The 14767-nt window shown below is 71.6% G+C and carries 12 protein-coding genes and 1 tRNA gene; 10 read left to right on the top strand and 3 right to left on the bottom strand.

Features of this window, described 5'->3' with window-relative positions; genetic code table 11:
• Nucleotides 1–116: 116 nt before the first annotated feature.
• Together ASL10_RS08955 and recR are read left to right on the top strand one after the other, a co-directional pair.
• Nucleotides 117–2684 carry a DNA polymerase III subunit gamma and tau gene (locus ASL10_RS08955; protein WP_056046474.1) on the top strand — a complete coding sequence of 856 codons (2568 nt, stop codon included), beginning with the start codon at nt 117–119 and terminating at the stop codon, nt 2682–2684.
• 3 nt (nt 2685–2687) lie between these two features.
• Nucleotides 2688–3287, top strand: coding sequence for a recombination mediator RecR (gene recR / locus ASL10_RS08950; protein WP_043595550.1), 600 nt, complete (start codon nt 2688–2690; stop codon nt 3285–3287).
• 41 nt (nt 3288–3328) lie between these two features.
• Here recR and ASL10_RS08945 read toward each other — a convergent pair whose 3' ends face one another.
• A complete protein-coding gene (locus ASL10_RS08945; protein ID WP_056046472.1) occupies nt 3329–4138 on the bottom strand; it encodes a DUF1206 domain-containing protein in 810 nt (269 codons plus the stop codon).
• A 137-nt stretch (nt 4139–4275) separates the two neighbouring features.
• On the opposite strand from ASL10_RS08945, the gene ASL10_RS08940 reads away from it, so the two are divergent.
• The 8 genes from ASL10_RS08940 to ASL10_RS08905 all read left to right on the top strand — a co-directional run bounded on the left by ASL10_RS08940 (nt 4276) and on the right by ASL10_RS08905 (nt 13518).
• Nucleotides 4276–5541 carry an aspartate kinase gene (locus ASL10_RS08940; RefSeq protein ID WP_056046470.1) on the top strand — a complete coding sequence of 422 codons (1266 nt, stop codon included), beginning with the start codon at nt 4276–4278 and terminating at the stop codon, nt 5539–5541.
• A gap of 118 nt (nt 5542–5659) precedes the next feature.
• Entirely contained in the window at nt 5660–6712 is a 1053-nt protein-coding gene (locus tag ASL10_RS08935; RefSeq protein ID WP_056046469.1) for an aspartate-semialdehyde dehydrogenase, read from the top strand.
• A gap of 180 nt (nt 6713–6892) precedes the next feature.
• Nucleotides 6893–8323: a malate:quinone oxidoreductase gene (locus tag ASL10_RS08930; RefSeq protein WP_056047726.1), complete on the top strand. Its 1431-nt coding sequence runs from the start codon at nt 6893–6895 to the stop codon at nt 8321–8323.
• Between the two features lie 78 nt (nt 8324–8401).
• Nucleotides 8402–9589: an Rv2578c family radical SAM protein gene (locus ASL10_RS08925; RefSeq protein ID WP_082460305.1), complete on the top strand. Its 1188-nt coding sequence runs from the start codon at nt 8402–8404 to the stop codon at nt 9587–9589.
• A 177-nt stretch (nt 9590–9766) separates the two neighbouring features.
• Nucleotides 9767–11008, top strand: coding sequence for a sensor histidine kinase (locus ASL10_RS08920; RefSeq protein WP_056046468.1), 1242 nt, complete (start codon nt 9767–9769; stop codon nt 11006–11008).
• Nucleotides 11005–12177: a hypothetical protein gene (locus ASL10_RS08915; protein ID WP_056046467.1), complete on the top strand. Its 1173-nt coding sequence runs from the start codon at nt 11005–11007 to the stop codon at nt 12175–12177. Before ASL10_RS08920 ends, ASL10_RS08915 begins: the two co-directional genes overlap by 4 nt.
• Nucleotides 12164–12913, top strand: a complete 750-nt coding sequence (locus ASL10_RS08910; protein WP_082460304.1) for a response regulator — start codon at nt 12164–12166, stop codon at nt 12911–12913. The genes ASL10_RS08915 and ASL10_RS08910 overlap by 14 nt, the downstream gene beginning before the upstream one ends.
• Complete coding sequence (locus ASL10_RS08905) at nt 12913–13518, top strand: thymidine kinase (RefSeq protein WP_056046465.1); 606 nt, start codon at nt 12913–12915, stop codon at nt 13516–13518. The genes ASL10_RS08910 and ASL10_RS08905 overlap by 1 nt, the downstream gene beginning before the upstream one ends.
• A 163-nt stretch (nt 13519–13681) precedes the next feature.
• Here the strand turns inward: ASL10_RS08905 and ASL10_RS08900 are convergent.
• Both ASL10_RS08900 and ASL10_RS08895 read right to left on the bottom strand, forming a co-directional pair.
• Nucleotides 13682–13758: transfer RNA gene (locus tag ASL10_RS08900), tRNA-Pro, on the bottom strand.
• 78 nt (nt 13759–13836) lie between these two features.
• Nucleotides 13837–14757, bottom strand: coding sequence for a metallophosphoesterase (locus ASL10_RS08895; protein ID WP_157485350.1), 921 nt, complete (start codon nt 14755–14757; stop codon nt 13837–13839).
• Nucleotides 14758–14767: the final 10 nt, after the last annotated feature.

Here is a 14767-nt window from a genome sequence, read left to right as displayed (position 1 = left end):
CACCCGAGGGCCCGTCGACACGACGGGCCCTCTCGTGCGCCCGGGGCGCCGCGAGGGGCCCTCGACGGCGACTCCCGCCGTCGACCGTTGTCGGTAGCCCCGACTACTCTTGCTCTGTGGTCACCGCCCTGTATCGCCGTTACCGGCCAGAGAACTTCGCCGAGCTCATCGGGCAGACGCAGGTGACCGATCCGCTCCGCACGGCACTCCGCACCAACCGCGTCAACCACGCCTACCTCTTCAGCGGGCCGCGCGGTTGCGGCAAGACGACGTCCGCGCGCATCCTGGCCCGCTGCCTCAACTGTGCCCAGGGCCCGACCGACACCCCGTGCGGCGTCTGTGCGTCGTGCGTCGAGCTCTCACGCGACGGCGGCGGCTCGCTCGACGTCATCGAGATCGACGCGGCCAGCCACAACGGCGTCGACGACGCCCGCGACATCCGTGACCGGGCCGTGTTCGCCCCGGCTCGCGACCGCTTCAAGATCTTCATCCTCGACGAGGCCCACATGGTCACCCCGCAGGGCTTCAACGCCCTGCTGAAGGTCGTCGAAGAACCGCCCGAGCACGTCAAGTTCATCTTCGCGACCACCGAGCCCGACAAGGTGATCGGCACCATCCGGTCGCGCACCCACCACTATCCGTTCCGCCTCGTGCCCCCGGCCCAGATGCTCGAGTACGTCCACGAACTCTGCGAGAGCGAGTCGGTCGAGGCCGCCCCGGGCGTGCTCCCGCTCGTGGTCCGTGCCGGCGGCGGGTCGGTGCGCGACACCCTTTCGCTCCTCGACCAGCTGATGGCCGGCAGTGAGGACGGCGCCATCCAGTACGAGCGCGCCGTCGCGCTGCTCGGGTACACCCATGCATCGCTGCTCGACGACGTCGTCGAGGCGCTGGGCGCCCGTGACGGCGCCGCGGCGTTCGCTGCGGTCGACCGCGTCGTCCAGACCGGGCAAGACCCTCGGCGGTTCGTCGAAGACCTGCTCGAACGCCTGCGCGACCTCATCGTCGTCGGAGCGACCGTCGAGGGTGCCTCGGCCGTGTTGCGGGGCGTCACGGCTGACGAGCTCGACCGTCTCGTGCACCAGTCGCACGCCTTCGGCGCCGCGGAGCTGTCGCGCTCGGCCGACGTCGTGAACCGCGCTCTCACCGACATGACCGGGGCCACCTCGCCGCGGCTGCACCTCGAACTGATGATCGCGCGCGTCCTCGTCCCCGAGAGCGACCAGACCGGCCGGGGCGCCCTCGCCCGGGTCGAGCGCCTCGAACGACGCGTCGGGGTCGAGGGCTCAGGCTCCGGTCCGTCCGCCGTGCCCGGTCCGTCCGCTGCCCCGTCGACGCAGGCGGCTGCCCGGCCGGCCGAGGTCCGGACGGCGGGTCGATCGACGCCTCCCGTCGCCGCGTCGGCCCCGTCCGCGTCGGCCCCGTCCGCGTCGGCCCCGTCCGCGTCGGCCCCGCCCGCCTCGCCCGTCGAGGCCACGCCGTCGACCGAGGCGGCCGGTGGCCCGTCGGCCGTCGAGAGTGCGACGGCGTCCTGGGCGACGGCCGCTCCGTCGACCTCTGCCACCCGGGCCGACCAGGCCGACTCCGCGACGCCGACCGAACCCGCGCCTCCGTCCGCACCGCACTCGGCCGCGTGGGCACAGACCCCCGACACCGGCCAGGCGTCCGGGAGCGGCGCGGCTCCCGTCACGCTCCAGCAGTTGCGTGACAGCTGGCCCGAGATCGTCGAGGTCGTCCAGAAGGCGCGGCGCACGGCCTGGATGGTCGTCGTCACGGCCACCGTCGTCGACTTCGTCGACGACGTGCTGACGCTGGCCTTCCCCAGCGCCAACGACGTCGAGAGCTTCAAGCGGCCGCAGGGCGCGGCCGAGGGCGTCAGCGAGTACCTGCGACGCGCGATCGTCGACGTCCTCGGCGTCAAGGTGAAGTACATCGCCCGCGTCGAGGGCGACGGGCCCGCGGGCCCGACCCCCACGGGTGCACCCGTCGACGCCGTCGCCCCTCCCGCCACGTCGGGTGCGCCGCGAGAGACCGGCCGGTCGACCACACCGGCGCCCGAGGCCGGACGCCAGCCGTCCGGGCCCGCGTCTCCGGGGTCGGCGCCGTCCGAGACGGGCCGGGCCACGGCCCCCGCCGCGACGTCGTCGACGCCCGAGGCCTCCGCGTCGCCGGCGCCGAGCCCGTCCCTGGCTCCCGCGCCGGCTGCGGCGCCCGAGGCCGCCGCGCGGTCCGGCGCCCCGGCGCCCGCGTCGGCGGGGCGGTCCGGCGCTCCGGCGTCCGCGTCCGCCGGGCGGTCCGGCGGCTCGACCCCCGTCACCGGGTGGGACGTCGCCCCCATCCCGCAGACCCCGCCCCCCGAGCCCGACGAACCCGAGCACATCACCGAAGAACCGCCCGGCGGCGTCCCGACGGTCGACGCCGCGCCTCCTCCGCCCGAGGTCGACGTGCCCCCGGCTCGCCCCGCCGCCGCCGCCCCGTCGCCCTCCACAGCGGCCACCAGCACACCGACCGCCTCCGCCGGTGCGGGTCCGTCGGTGGCCGAGCGTCGCGCGGCGACCGGTGACCCGCGCCGGGGCATCCCCACCGGGTCGCGCTACGGCGAGGCCGTCGTGCGCGAGATCCTCGGGGCCCAGTTCATCGAAGAAGAGACGATCGCCCCCCGGGTCACGCCTCAGAGAAGCGAGTAGCGCGTGTACGAAGGCATCGTCCAAGAGCTGATCGACGAATTCGGTCGCCTCCCCGGCATCGGGCCCAAGTCGGCGCAGCGCATCGCGTTCCACATCGTGCAGAACGAGTCCTTCGACACGTCACGCCTCGCCGAGCTGCTCGTCGACGTCAAGACCAAGGTGCGTTTCTGCGAGATCTGCGGCAACGTCAGCGAACAAGAGACGTGCAACATCTGCCGTGACCCGCGTCGCTCGCCCGCCACGATCTGCGTCGTCGAAGAGGCCAAGGACGTCCAGGCCATCGAGCGCACCCGCGAGTTCCGCGGTCTGTACCACGTGCTCGGCGGGGCGATCAGTCCCATCGACGGCATCGGTCCCGACGATCTGCGCATCCGCCAGTTGGTGCAGCGTCTCGCCGACGACACCGTGCAAGAGGTCATCATCGCCACCGATCCCAACCTCGAGGGCGAGGCGACCGCGACGTACCTCTCCCGGATGCTCGCGCCCTTCGGTCTCCGGGTGACGCGACTGGCCTCGGGGTTGCCCGTGGGCGGCGACCTCGAGTACGCCGACGAGGTCACGCTCGGCCGCGCCTTCGAGGGCCGCCGGCTCGTCTCCGAATGACGACCCGCGCCTCCTGAACCCGTCCGGCGCGCGCCTGCCCGTCAGAGGCGGGCGCGCCGTGCCCGCACGGCGCAGTACGCACCGTAGGCCATGAGCCCCAGGGCGACGGCCGTGAGCACCACCACGCCGAACGGGAGGGCCGCGAGGGCCTTCAGCGCGCCGTCGAGCCCCGTGGCCTCGCTCGGGTCGGAGGTGACGGCCGCGACCGCGAACAGCACCCCCACCACGCCCAGGGCGATCCCCTTGGCCACGTAACCCGTGACGCCGAGGGCGACCGTGCCCCGTCCCGCCGCACCGCCCGGCAGCGTGAGGTCCTCGCGGAACTTCTGCTTCACGCCCTTCACGACGAAGTAGCCCCCGATCGCCACGATGGCGAGCGCGACGACGACGAGCAGCACGACGCCCCCGGGTGCGGAGAGCAGCCGGGCGCTGAGCGTCTGGGTCTGCCCCGAGCTGTCCGACGACGAGCCCCGGGCGAAGGTGAAGGCCGTGAACCCGACGGCGAGGTAGGCGATGCCCTTGCCGCCCTCCTTCGCGCGCTCGGCCCAGGCGTCCTTGTCCGTCCCGCGGACGAGAGCGGCCTCGAGCAGCTGGAAGAGGCCGAGGCCCCAGAGCCCGACGACGATCAGCCAGAGGAGGAAGACCCCGCCCGGGCGGGACGCGAATTGCCCGAGGGCACCGCCCTGGTCGGCCTCGCCTCCACCTCCGAACGCGACGCCGAGGGCGATCACGCCGATCACGACGTGGAGCAGGCCGTTCATGGCGAAGCCGACGCGGGCGGCGGTCCGGAGGGCGCGGCTGTCCTGGAGGCGGCTGGCGGCGCCGCGGGCCTGGTCGGTGGTGTCGGGCATCGGTCCACCGTAGGGGAGAGGCGCCGATGACGCCCCGCGACCGACGTACGTCACACGCTCTCGACACCGAATAGAATCGCCGGACGCAGGCGTGAGCCGTCCTCCGGCGCGCCCAGTCCCCCTTCTCAGGAGTCACCGTGAGCTTGATCGTGCAGAAATTCGGCGGGTCGTCCGTCGCCGATGCCGAGAGCATCAAGCGCGTCGCCAAGCGCATCGTCGAGACGCGGAAGGCCGGCAACGACGTCGTCGTGGCCGTCAGCGCGATGGGCGACACCACCGACGAACTGCTCGACCTGGCCAACGAGGTCAGCCCGCTGCCCGGCGGTCGCGAGCTCGACATGCTGCTCACCGCGGGCGAGCGCATCAGCATGGCCCTGCTCGCCATGGCGATCCGCAGCCTGGGCGTCGAGGCCCGCTCGTACACCGGCAGCCAGGCCGGCATGATCACCGACGCCCAGCACGGCAAGGCCCGCATCGTCGACGTCACGCCCGGACGGGTGCGCGACGCGCTCGACGCCGGGTACGTGGCGATCGTCGCCGGCTTCCAGGGGTTCAACCGGTCGACGGGCGACATCACGACCCTCGGTCGCGGCGGCTCCGACACGACCGCCGTCGCCCTCGCCGCGGCGCTCGACGCCGACGTGTGCGAGATCTACACCGACGTCGACGGCGTCTTCACGGCCGACCCCCGCGTCGTGCCCAAGGCCCGCAAGCTCGACCGCGTCACGAGCGAAGAGATGCTCGAGCTCGCCGCCGCCGGGTCGAAGGTGCTCTACATCCGTGCCGTCGAGTACGCCCGGCGTCACGGGGTCACCCTGCACGTCCGCTCGTCGTTCAACAACAACGAGGGCACGCTCGTCGTCAACCCGAAAGAGGGAGAGAACGTGGAAGAACCCATCATCAGCGGGGTCGCGGGCGACCTCAGCGAGGGCAAGATCACCGTCGTCGGCGTCCCCGACGTGCCCGGCAAGGCCGCCCAGATCTTCCGCACGGTCGCCAAGACCGGCGCCAACATCGACATGATCGTGCAGAACGTGTCGGCGGCGTCGACCAGCCGCACCGACATCTCGTTCACCCTGCCGAAGTCCGAGGGGGCCGTCGTGCTCCAGGCCCTCGAGTCCGACCGGGCCGAGATCGGCTTCGAGTCCCTGCAGTACGACGACCAGATCGGCAAGCTGGCCCTCGTCGGCGCGGGCATGCGCACCAACGCGGGCGTCTCGGCGCGGCTGTTCACGGCCCTCTTCGAGGCCGGCATCAACATCGAGATGATCTCGACCAGCGAGATCCGCATCTCGGTGGTCACGCGGGCCGACACCCTGAACGACGCCCTACGCGTCGTCCACTCGGCCTTCGGCCTCGACGCCGAGGTCGACGCCGTCGTCCACGGCGGCACCGGCCGCTGACGCGACCCACCACCCGAGGAGGCGCGCGCGGCCACCGCACCGCGCCTCCCGACCCGGCTCCCACCGGGCCAGGACCCGCACCACCGAACCCCGCACCACCGAAACCCAGGAGGCACCCATGGCCGAAGGACTGCGCGTCGGCGTGATCGGCGCGACCGGACAGGTCGGCAAGGTCATGCGCACGCTGCTCGACGAGCGCGACTTCCCGATCGCCGAGATCCGCTTCTTCGCCACCGCCCGGTCGGCGGGCACGACCCTGCCGTTCCGCGGTGTCGACATCGTGGTCGAGGACGTCGAGACGGCCGACCCCGCGGGTCTCGACATCGCGCTCTTCTCGGCGGGCGCGACGGGCTCGCGGGCCCACGCGCCACGGTTCGCCGCGGCCGGCGCGTTGGTCATCGACAACTCGAGCGCCTGGCGCATGGACCCCGAGGTGCCCCTGGTGGTCAGCGAGGTCAACCCCCACGCCCTCCGCGAGGCGGTCAAGGGCATCGTCGCCAACCCCAACTGCACGACCATGGCGGCCATGCCCGTGCTGAAGGTGCTCGACACCGAGGCCACCCTGCAGCGCCTGGTCGTCAGCACCTACCAGGCGGTGTCGGGCAGCGGACTCGCCGGGGCCGACGAGCTGCTGCAGCAGACGCGTGCCGCGATCGAGGGCGACACCATCGGCCTCGTGCACGACGGTCGCGCGGTCGACCTGCCCGAGCCGGTCACGTACGTCCGTCCCATCGCCTTCGACGTCATCCCGCTCGCGGGCAGCATCGTGGACGACGGCACGAACGAGACCGACGAAGAGAAGAAGCTGCGCAACGAGAGCCGCAAGATCCTCGAGCGCCCCGACCTGCTGGTCAGCGGCACGTGCGTCCGGGTGCCGGTCTTCACGGGGCACTCGCTCTCGATCAACGCCGAGTTCGCCTCGGACATCACGGCGGAGCGCGCGGAAGAACTCCTTCGCGACGCCCCCGGGGTGGTCCTCACCGACGTGCCGACCCCGCTCGAGGCGGCGGGAGCCGACCCCAGCTTCGTCGGCCGCATCCGGCACGACGAGGGCGTCCCCGGTCACCGCGGGCTCGCGTTCTTCATCAGCAACGACAACCTCCGCAAGGGTGCGGCGCTCAACGCCGTGCAGATCGCCGAACTCGTCGCCGCCGAACGCGCCGTCGCCTGATCCGTCGACGCCGGTCGCCCGAGGGGCCGGCGACGCGTCGCACCCCGGTCTCTCGACATCGAGACACCGGGGTGTCGTGCTCCGGCGGCCACCCGGGGTCGCCGAGGGGGCCGGGCCTAGACTGACGTCGTGACCGATGCGAAGAAGCCCGTCGACGTAGCCCTCATCGGGGCAGGCATCATGAGTGCCACCCTCGGTGCCATGATCAAGCAGCTCGAGCCGAGTTGGACGATCCAGATCTACGAGGCGCTGGGCGACGTCGCCCTCGAGTCGAGCAACCCCTGGAACAACGCGGGCACGGGCCACTCCGCCCTCTGCGAGCTCAACTACACGCCCGAGCGCTCCGACGGCACCATCGACACGTCGAGCGCCGTCAAGGTCAACGAGCAATTCCAGGTGTCACGGCAGTTCTGGTCGTTCCTCGTGGCCGAGGGGGCTCTTCCGCAGCCGGACGCCTTCATCAACTCGACCCCGCACATGAGCTTCGTCTGGGGCGAGAAGAACGTCGAGTACCTCCGCAAGCGCCACGAGGCCCTGCGTGAGCACCCGCTGTTCCAGGGGCTCGAGTTCAGCACCGACGCGTCCGTCATCCGGTCGTGGGCACCGGTCCTCATCCCGGGACGGGCGAAGGGGCAGCCGATCGCGGCGACGCGCATCGCCGCCGGCACGGACGTCGATTTCGGGTCCCTCACGCGCCTCCTCCTCACCTACCTGCAGGGCGAGGGAGCGATCCTCGAGGTCGACCACCGCGTCACGAACCTCACGAAGCTCGCCGACGGCACGTGGCGGGTGGCCCTCCGCAAGCAGGTCGGTGGCACGCCGACGACCGTCGACGCGCGCTTCGTCTTCGTCGGTGCCGGTGGGGGAGCGCTGCACCTGCTGCAGAAGTCGGGCATCGACGAGATCAAGGGCTTCGGCGGGTTCCCGGTCAGCGGCGAGTTCCTCCGTTGCGACGATCCCGCGATCGTCGGCAAACACCAGGCCAAGGTCTACGGCAAGGCCGCCGTCGGCTCGCCCCCGATGTCGGTGCCGCACCTCGACACGCGCGTCGTCGACGGGCAGGCCAGCCTGATGTTCGGGCCCTACGCCGGTTTCAGCCCGAAGTTCCTCAAACACGGCTCGATGTTCGACCTCTTCGCGTCGATCCGTGCCCACAACCTCTACCCGATGATCCGGGCCGGGCTCGCCAACCTCTCGCTCGTCAAGTACCTCGTGGGGCAACTGGCGGCGAGCAAGCAGACCAAGTTCGAGGCTCTCCGCGAGTTCATGCCCGACGCCGACCCGAAGGACTGGTATCGCATCACGGCCGGTCAGCGCGTGCAGGTCATCAAGAAGGACCGCAAGAAGGGCGGGGTGCTGCAGTTCGGCACCGAGGTCATCACGGCGGGCGACGGCACCATCGCGGGCCTGCTCGGTGCGTCCCCCGGGGCATCCACGGCCGTGCCGATCATGCTCAGCGTGCTCGAGCGGTGCTTCCCCGACCGCATCGCGGCGTGGAAGCCCCGGCTCAACGCCATGATCCCCACGTACGGCGACGACCTCTCGTCCGACGAATGCCGGGCCGCGTCGACCATCGGGGCGACCGCCGAGGTGTTGCACATCCACGCCTGACGCCTCGCCCCGGGCCTCGCGTCCCCGTGCTGCGGGCCTCGGGTTGACCCTGGTTCGAACATGTGTTCGAATGGGGGAATGCGATGGTCCGAGCAAGCGGTCGACACCGAGAACGCCTCGGCGCTGCCCGGTCTGGCGCGATTGAACAACCTGATCACCTCCGTCACGACGCCCGAGTTCGCGGGGGTGACGTTCCACGAGGTGGTCGCGAAGAGTGCCCTCAACCGTGTGCCGGGTGGCGATTCGGCCCTCCCGTTCGGGTGGACGATCAATCCCTACCGGGGCTGCAGCCACGCGTGCGTGTACTGCTTCGCCCGCCCCACCCACGAGTACCTCGACCTCGACGGCGGCGACGACTTCGACCGGCAGATCGTCGTCAAGGTCAACGTCGCCGAGGTGCTCGCGCGTGAGCTGCACCGCCCCACCTGGCAGCACCACCCGGTCGCGCTCGGCACGAACACCGATCCCTACCAGCGCGCCGAGGGGCGGTACCGGCTCATGCCGGGCATCATCGCCGCCCTCGCCGACTCGGGCACGCCCTTCAGCATCCTGACCAAGGGCACGTTGTTGCGGCGCGACCTGCCCCTGCTCGCCGAGGCGGCGCAGCACGTGCCCGTCGACCTGGCCATGTCGATCGCCGTCTACGACGACGACCTGCAGCAGTCGGTCGAGCCGGGCACGCCGACGACGGCGGCCCGCCTGGCCACCGTCTCCGCGGCCCGCGAGCTGGGGCTGTCCTGCTCGGTGTTCATGATGCCCGTGCTGCCCTACCTCACCGACGGCCTCGACCACCTGCACGCCGCGCTCGCCGCCGTCCGCGACTCGGGCGCGTCGAGCGTCATGTACAGCGCCTTGCACCTCAAGCCCGGGGTCAAGGAGTGGTGGTTCGCCTGGCTCGAGCGTGAGCACCCCGAACTCGTGGGCAAGTACCGTGCGCTCTACGCCCAGGGCACCTACGCCCCGACGGGGTACCGCTCCTGGCTGGCCGCACGGCTTCGGCCCCTGCTGCGCGAGTACGGCCTAGAGAAGGGGCGGGCCGACCCGGCCACGGGGTCGATGCGTTCCGCCGCACTCGACGACAGCGCGCGTTCCCTGCGACTGATGGGCCTCAACGGCACCGGCGCGGCCCCTGCCGCTGGGACGGGCGGCCTGGCGGACATCCCCGACCTGGCCGTCGGTGCCGGTGCCGGTGACTCCGCGGTCCCGCGCGCCCTCATCGCCCACGAACTGCCGGGCGGGGCCCGATCACAGCCGCGACTGTTCTGAGCCTCCGAGGACCAGAGGTCATCGGCACGGGGTGTCGTGCCCCGCTCGACCAGAACGGGGCACAAGAAGAAGCGCTCTGCCTGCGCGACACCCGCACTGGCCCCACATGTCGGGGTACAGCCCAGGTCCGGCTTCTGTCATGATCTGTCCTGACCACGAACGAGCCGAGGAGGCCCCATGCTGCTCGGCCTCCCTGCCCACCTGGCGCCGACGGCGCTCGGCGACTCGGTGTCGAGGGCCTGCCACGCGATCGCGGCCACCGTCCTCGCGGCGGCGGCTGCCCTCCTGCTCACGAAACAGGCCGCCACGCCCGATCTGTTGCTCTGGCCCGCTCTGGTCTCGCTCCTCCCGATGGTCGTCCTGCTCGTCGTGGTCGAGCGCACGCGGTCCACGACGGCCCACCTCGCCTACCTGATCGTCGGGACCGCCGCCCTCTACTGGTACGCCGTCACCCTCTTCTCGCAGGTCGCGGCGGTGCAGGCGTCGGACGCGTTCTCGCTCTCGTTGCCCAAGATCGCCCTCATCATGGTCGGCAGCACCGCCGTCGGGCCCCGCCGGGGTCTCCTCTGGGCTGCGGCGGGTTACGCGGCGGGCGAGCTCGCCACGCAGCTGGCGACCTGGCACACGGGGGCCTCCCTGCGGCTCGACGTGACCGCCCTGCTGGCCTTCGTCCTGGTCGCGGTGGTGACCGGTCACGCCGAGGCGTCGCGGGGACGCGCGCGGTCGGCTCAGCCGCGGCTGCACCGGTCCGCACTCGAGCAGCAGGTGCAGGGCATCCGTGTCGACATCGAGCAGCAGGCCGCGGCCCTCGTCCACGACACGATCCTCGGGCATCTCGCGGCCGTGGCCACCGCCCGCCCCGGTCCTCTGTCGCCCGACACCGCGCGGTCGATCGCGGCCGATCTCGAGCTCCTCGTGGGGCGCGACTGGCTCTCACCGGGGTCGGTGCCCTCCGAGGCCGCCGTGACGGCCGCCGACGGCTGGGAGGCCAGCCGACTGCACGCGGCCGTCGAGCAGTCGCGATCGGGCGGCCTCGAGGTGGCCGTGACCGGCGACGTCTCGGCCGTCGGTCGCCTCGACCCCGTCACCGGGGACGCCCTCGGCCTGGCGGTCGCACAGTGCCTCGTGAACGTGAGCCGCCACAGCGGGGTCGACCGGGCCGAGCTCGTCGTCTTCGGCGACGGCACCGACCTCACCGTGATGGTGATCGACGACGGAGTCGGCTTCGACACGGCGGCGGTGGCCCCCGACCGTCTCGGACTGACGGCCTCGGTCGAGGGCCGTCTCGCACGCGTCCACGGTCACGTGCAGGTCTGGTCGTCCCCCGGCAGCGGGACGTCGATCGTCCTGCGGGTCCCGTTCGCCGCCGGGGCGCCGGTGGTCGGCGACGTCGCCACCGAGGACGGGGTGCCCGCGTGACCTTCCCCGCCCCTCCTCGTGCCCTCGGGCGCGCCTCCGATCGATCACCCCAGCAGGTCGACCCCCTCGGCGCCCTGGCGGCCCGACCGATCACCTTCGGGGCGGCCCTCGCCGCCCTGCTCGTCGCCGTGGTCGGCACGCTGATGCGGGCCTCCGACGTGTCCTCGCCGGGGGCCGCGGTCGGTGCACTCGTCGCCGTGGCCGCGGGTGGCGTCGCACTCGTCGTGTCGGCCGGCCCCTTGCGGGCACCGTTCGGGCCGCGGGCGCTCTGGTGCGTCGCCGCGACGTGTGCGGTGGCGGGTGTCCTATCCGCCCTGGCCACCTCCGGCAGCAATCCCTTCGTCCGGGACGACTGGGCGGGGATCGTCTCCGGGGTGCTCCTGCTCGGGGTGGCCCCGTACCGCTCGGCACGCGAGATCCTCGCCGCCGGAGGCGCCGTGGCCGTGGTCCTCGCCCTCGTGGTCCTGGTCGAGGCGCCGGGTTTCGTCACACCGGTGCCCACCGCGTCGTACGTCGTCGTCGCCCTCACCCCGTTGCTCGCCCTGACCGCCGCGTCGGCGACCTTCTCCGGGGTCTTCGTGGCCCATGTCGAGGGGTGGGTCTCGCGGGCAACGGGATTCCGGAGGGCCAGCACCGACGACCTCAGGGTGACCCTCGCCCGGTCGGTCCAGCAGGACCGTGTCACGGTCCTCAACCGCGAGGTGGTGCCGTTCTTCGCACGGCTCGTCGAATCCGGCCGGATCGTCGAGGGGGACGCCGACGAGGCCCGGCGCGTGGCCGACGCGTTGCGCGCCTCCCTGGTGGCCGACGCCGACGCGACGTGGCTGGCCCGGCGTCTCGCCGCACCCGGCCGCCGGGTGCCCGCCGAGGTCGTCGACCCCGATCGGCTCGCCGATCTCCTGGGCCCCGAGCACCGCACCGCCCTCTGGGCCCTCGTCGCGACGGTGGACGACGTCGAGGCCGCCGACGTCCGCTCGCTCCGGGTCGTGCTCGAGGCCGAGGAGGCGCGGGTCGGCATCACAATCGAGCTCGAGTCAGGGGGCTCGGCCGTCGCCGCACGACGGTCGCTCGCCCCCTGTCTGACCGTGCTGCGCCTCGTCTCGGGCGACCTGCGGGTCGACCGGGCGCCGTCGCTTCTGACACTAAGGTTTTCTTATGACCAGCACTGAGCCGAGCGGCCGCTCGTCCCACCGTCCGGGCTTCGGGAGGCCCGTCGCATCACCTTCCTGGGCCACCGTCGGCCCGGGTTCCGAGGCACCGCCCGCTCGCCGCGTCCGGCTCGCGATCCTCGACGACCACGAGGTGCTCCTCGACAGCCTCAGCAGCTGGATCAACGTCAACGCCTACGACTTCGACCTCGTCCTGACGGCGCACACCTGGCTGCAGCTGGTGCACAGCGACAACTTCCCGACCGACCTCGTCTTCCTCGACTTCCAGTTGAAAGAGCCCGTCTCGATCGAGGCCCGCGTGCGCACCTGCCGGGCCGCCGGGGCCAAGGTCGTCGTGCTGTCCAGTCTCGACACCCGCGAGTCGCGCGAGCGTGCCCTCGAGGCGGGAGCGTCGGCGTTCCTGTCGAAGACCCTGCCCATGCGCGAGGTGATGGACGCGGCCCGCCAGGTCATGGGCGTCGCCCGCGACAACTCCCCGCAGCGCGACTGGCGTCCCCTGCCGGCCGGCGCCGCGAACCAGACCCGGCCCAAGCTCAGCGCCGGCGAGGCCGAGGCGTTCCGGTTGTACGTCTCGGGCTTCAGCACCAACGAGGTCGCCGCGCAGATGAACGTGCAGTACGAGACGGCGAAGACCTTCCTCCGGCGCGTCCGCGAGAAGTACGCCAAGGCCAACCGTCCGGCCAGCAAGAAGTCCGAGCTCATCCGTCGGGCCGCCGAAGACGGTTACCTGCAGTAGTGGCCAAGCTCTACTTCCGCTACGGCGCGATGAACAGCGGCAAGAGCACGGCTCTGCTGCAGGCGGCCTACAACTACGAAGAACGCGGTCAGCGGGTCCTGCTCGCCAAGCCGGGCGTCGACACCAAGGGTGACGACGCCATCGTCTCGCGGTTGGGCGTGACCCGGGCCGCGGACGTCACCTTCGCCCCCGACGACGAGGTCCGCCAGGTCTTCTCGGCCCGCCGTGACGCGGTCCGGGCCGAGACGGGGTCGAGCCTGGCCTGTCTGCTCGTCGACGAGGCGCAGTTCCTGGCGCCCCACCAGATCGACGACCTCTTGCGCATCGCGATCCTCGACGACGTCCCCGTGCTGGCCTACGGCATCCGGACGGACTTCCGCACGGTGGCCTTCCCCGGTAGCCGGCGGCTGCTCGAGGTGGCCCATTCTCTCGAAGAACTCAAGACGATCTGCCGCTGCGGTCGCAAGGCGGTCTTCACGGCGCGCACGGTCGGTGACCGCTTCGTGTTCGACGGCGACCAGGTCGCCATCGACGGTCAGCAGGTGACGTACGAGTCGCTCTGCGGCGCCTGCTATCTCGCCGAGTCCGGCGGCCGCCTCGCCTGACCGGTGTCGCCCGAGGGCGAACCGGCGAAGCGGCGAACACGAGAAGAAACCGGCCCTACCCGAAGGTGGCGCCGATTCGTGTCGCCGATTCGTGTCGCCCGCAGGGCGAACCAACGAGCACAGAAAAACAAATGGCTCCACCCGAAGGTGGAGCCATTTGTTGTGGTCGGGGTAGCGGGATTCGAACCCACGACCTCCTCGTCCCGAACGAGGCGCGCTACCAAGCTGCGCCACACCCCGATGTCTTCGCGTTCTCACGTGAAGCAACCTGACAAGAATAGCCCATGTTCGGGCCTGCTCGTGTCACTCCGGTCGTGCTCAGGCCGTCAGGGTCACGATCACGGCTTCGGGGCGGCACGAGAACCGCACGGGGGCGTAGATCGAGGTGCCCAGACCGGCCGAGATCTCGAGGTGTGCGGTCTTGCGGGCGTGGCTCCAGGTCGTCAGACCGCTGACCTTGCTGCGCGGCAGGTCGCAGTTGGTGACGAGGGCACCGTAGCCGGGCACCTGGACCTGTCCGCCGTGGGTGTGCCCGCCGAAGATGACGTCGGCACCGTTGTTGACGAACGAGTTGAGCACGCGTTGGTACGGCGCATGGGTGACGCCGATGCTGATGGGGTCGGGCCCACCGTGGTCGTCCTGCCAGCCCACGTTCTCGCGGAGGTCGTCGAGGGCACCGGGGATGCGGTCGAGGCGGTCCCAGCCGCGGTGGGCGTCGTTGACCCCGAAGAGTTCGAGTCGCGAGCCTCGCATCTCTAGCGCACGGGCCCTGTTGTTCAGATCGAGCCAGCCGAGCTGGTCGGTGAAGAACGACTGCATCCGGTCGACGTCGAGGTCGACGGGCGTGCGGTGGGCCTTGCTCGGGCCGCCGAAGTACGCCAGGGGGTTCTTGGGAGAGGGTCCGTAGTAGTCGTTGGAGCCGTTGACGAAGACCCCGGGGACGCCTCGGAAGGGCTCGAGGGCGTACTCGAGCGCGGTGTGGGCGTCCTCGTGGCCGATGTTGTCGCCCGTGTTGACGATGAGATCGGGTTCGAGCACGGCGAGGCCGCGGATCCATTCCTGCTTCTCGGCCTGCCAGGGTGCGAGGTGCAGGTCGGACAGGTGCAGGATCGTCAGCGTCCGGGAGCCGGGCTCGAGGACGGGCAACACCTCGTGCCGCACGGTGAACCGGTTGCGTTCGACGAACACGCCCCAGGCCAGCGCCCCGAGGCCGACGGCCGCGCCCGCTGCTGCGGTCACGGCCGTCGTC

Origin of the sequence: Frigoribacterium sp. Leaf8 (assembly GCF_001421165.1) — a bacterium.
Classification (GTDB): domain Bacteria; phylum Actinomycetota; class Actinomycetes; order Actinomycetales; family Microbacteriaceae; genus Frigoribacterium.
This window is presented reverse-complemented; position numbering and strand designations above follow the sequence as displayed.

What these genes read in the sequence shown, in the direction of transcription:
- ASL10_RS08945 (WP_056046472.1), bottom strand. Translation starts at nt 4,138, where the DNA reads ATGCCCGACACCACCGACCAGGCCCGCGGCGCCGCCAGCCGCCTCCAG.
- ASL10_RS08935 (WP_056046469.1), top strand. Translation starts at nt 5,660, where the DNA reads ATGGCCGAAGGACTGCGCGTCGGCGTGATCGGCGCGACCGGACAGGTC.
- ASL10_RS08930 (WP_056047726.1), top strand. Translation starts at nt 6,893, where the DNA reads ATGAGTGCCACCCTCGGTGCCATGATCAAGCAGCTCGAGCCGAGTTGG.
- ASL10_RS08925 (WP_082460305.1), top strand. Translation starts at nt 8,402, where the DNA reads ATGCGATGGTCCGAGCAAGCGGTCGACACCGAGAACGCCTCGGCGCTG.
- ASL10_RS08920 (WP_056046468.1), top strand. Translation starts at nt 9,767, where the DNA reads ATGCTGCTCGGCCTCCCTGCCCACCTGGCGCCGACGGCGCTCGGCGAC.
- ASL10_RS08910 (WP_082460304.1), top strand. Translation starts at nt 12,164, where the DNA reads ATGACCAGCACTGAGCCGAGCGGCCGCTCGTCCCACCGTCCGGGCTTC.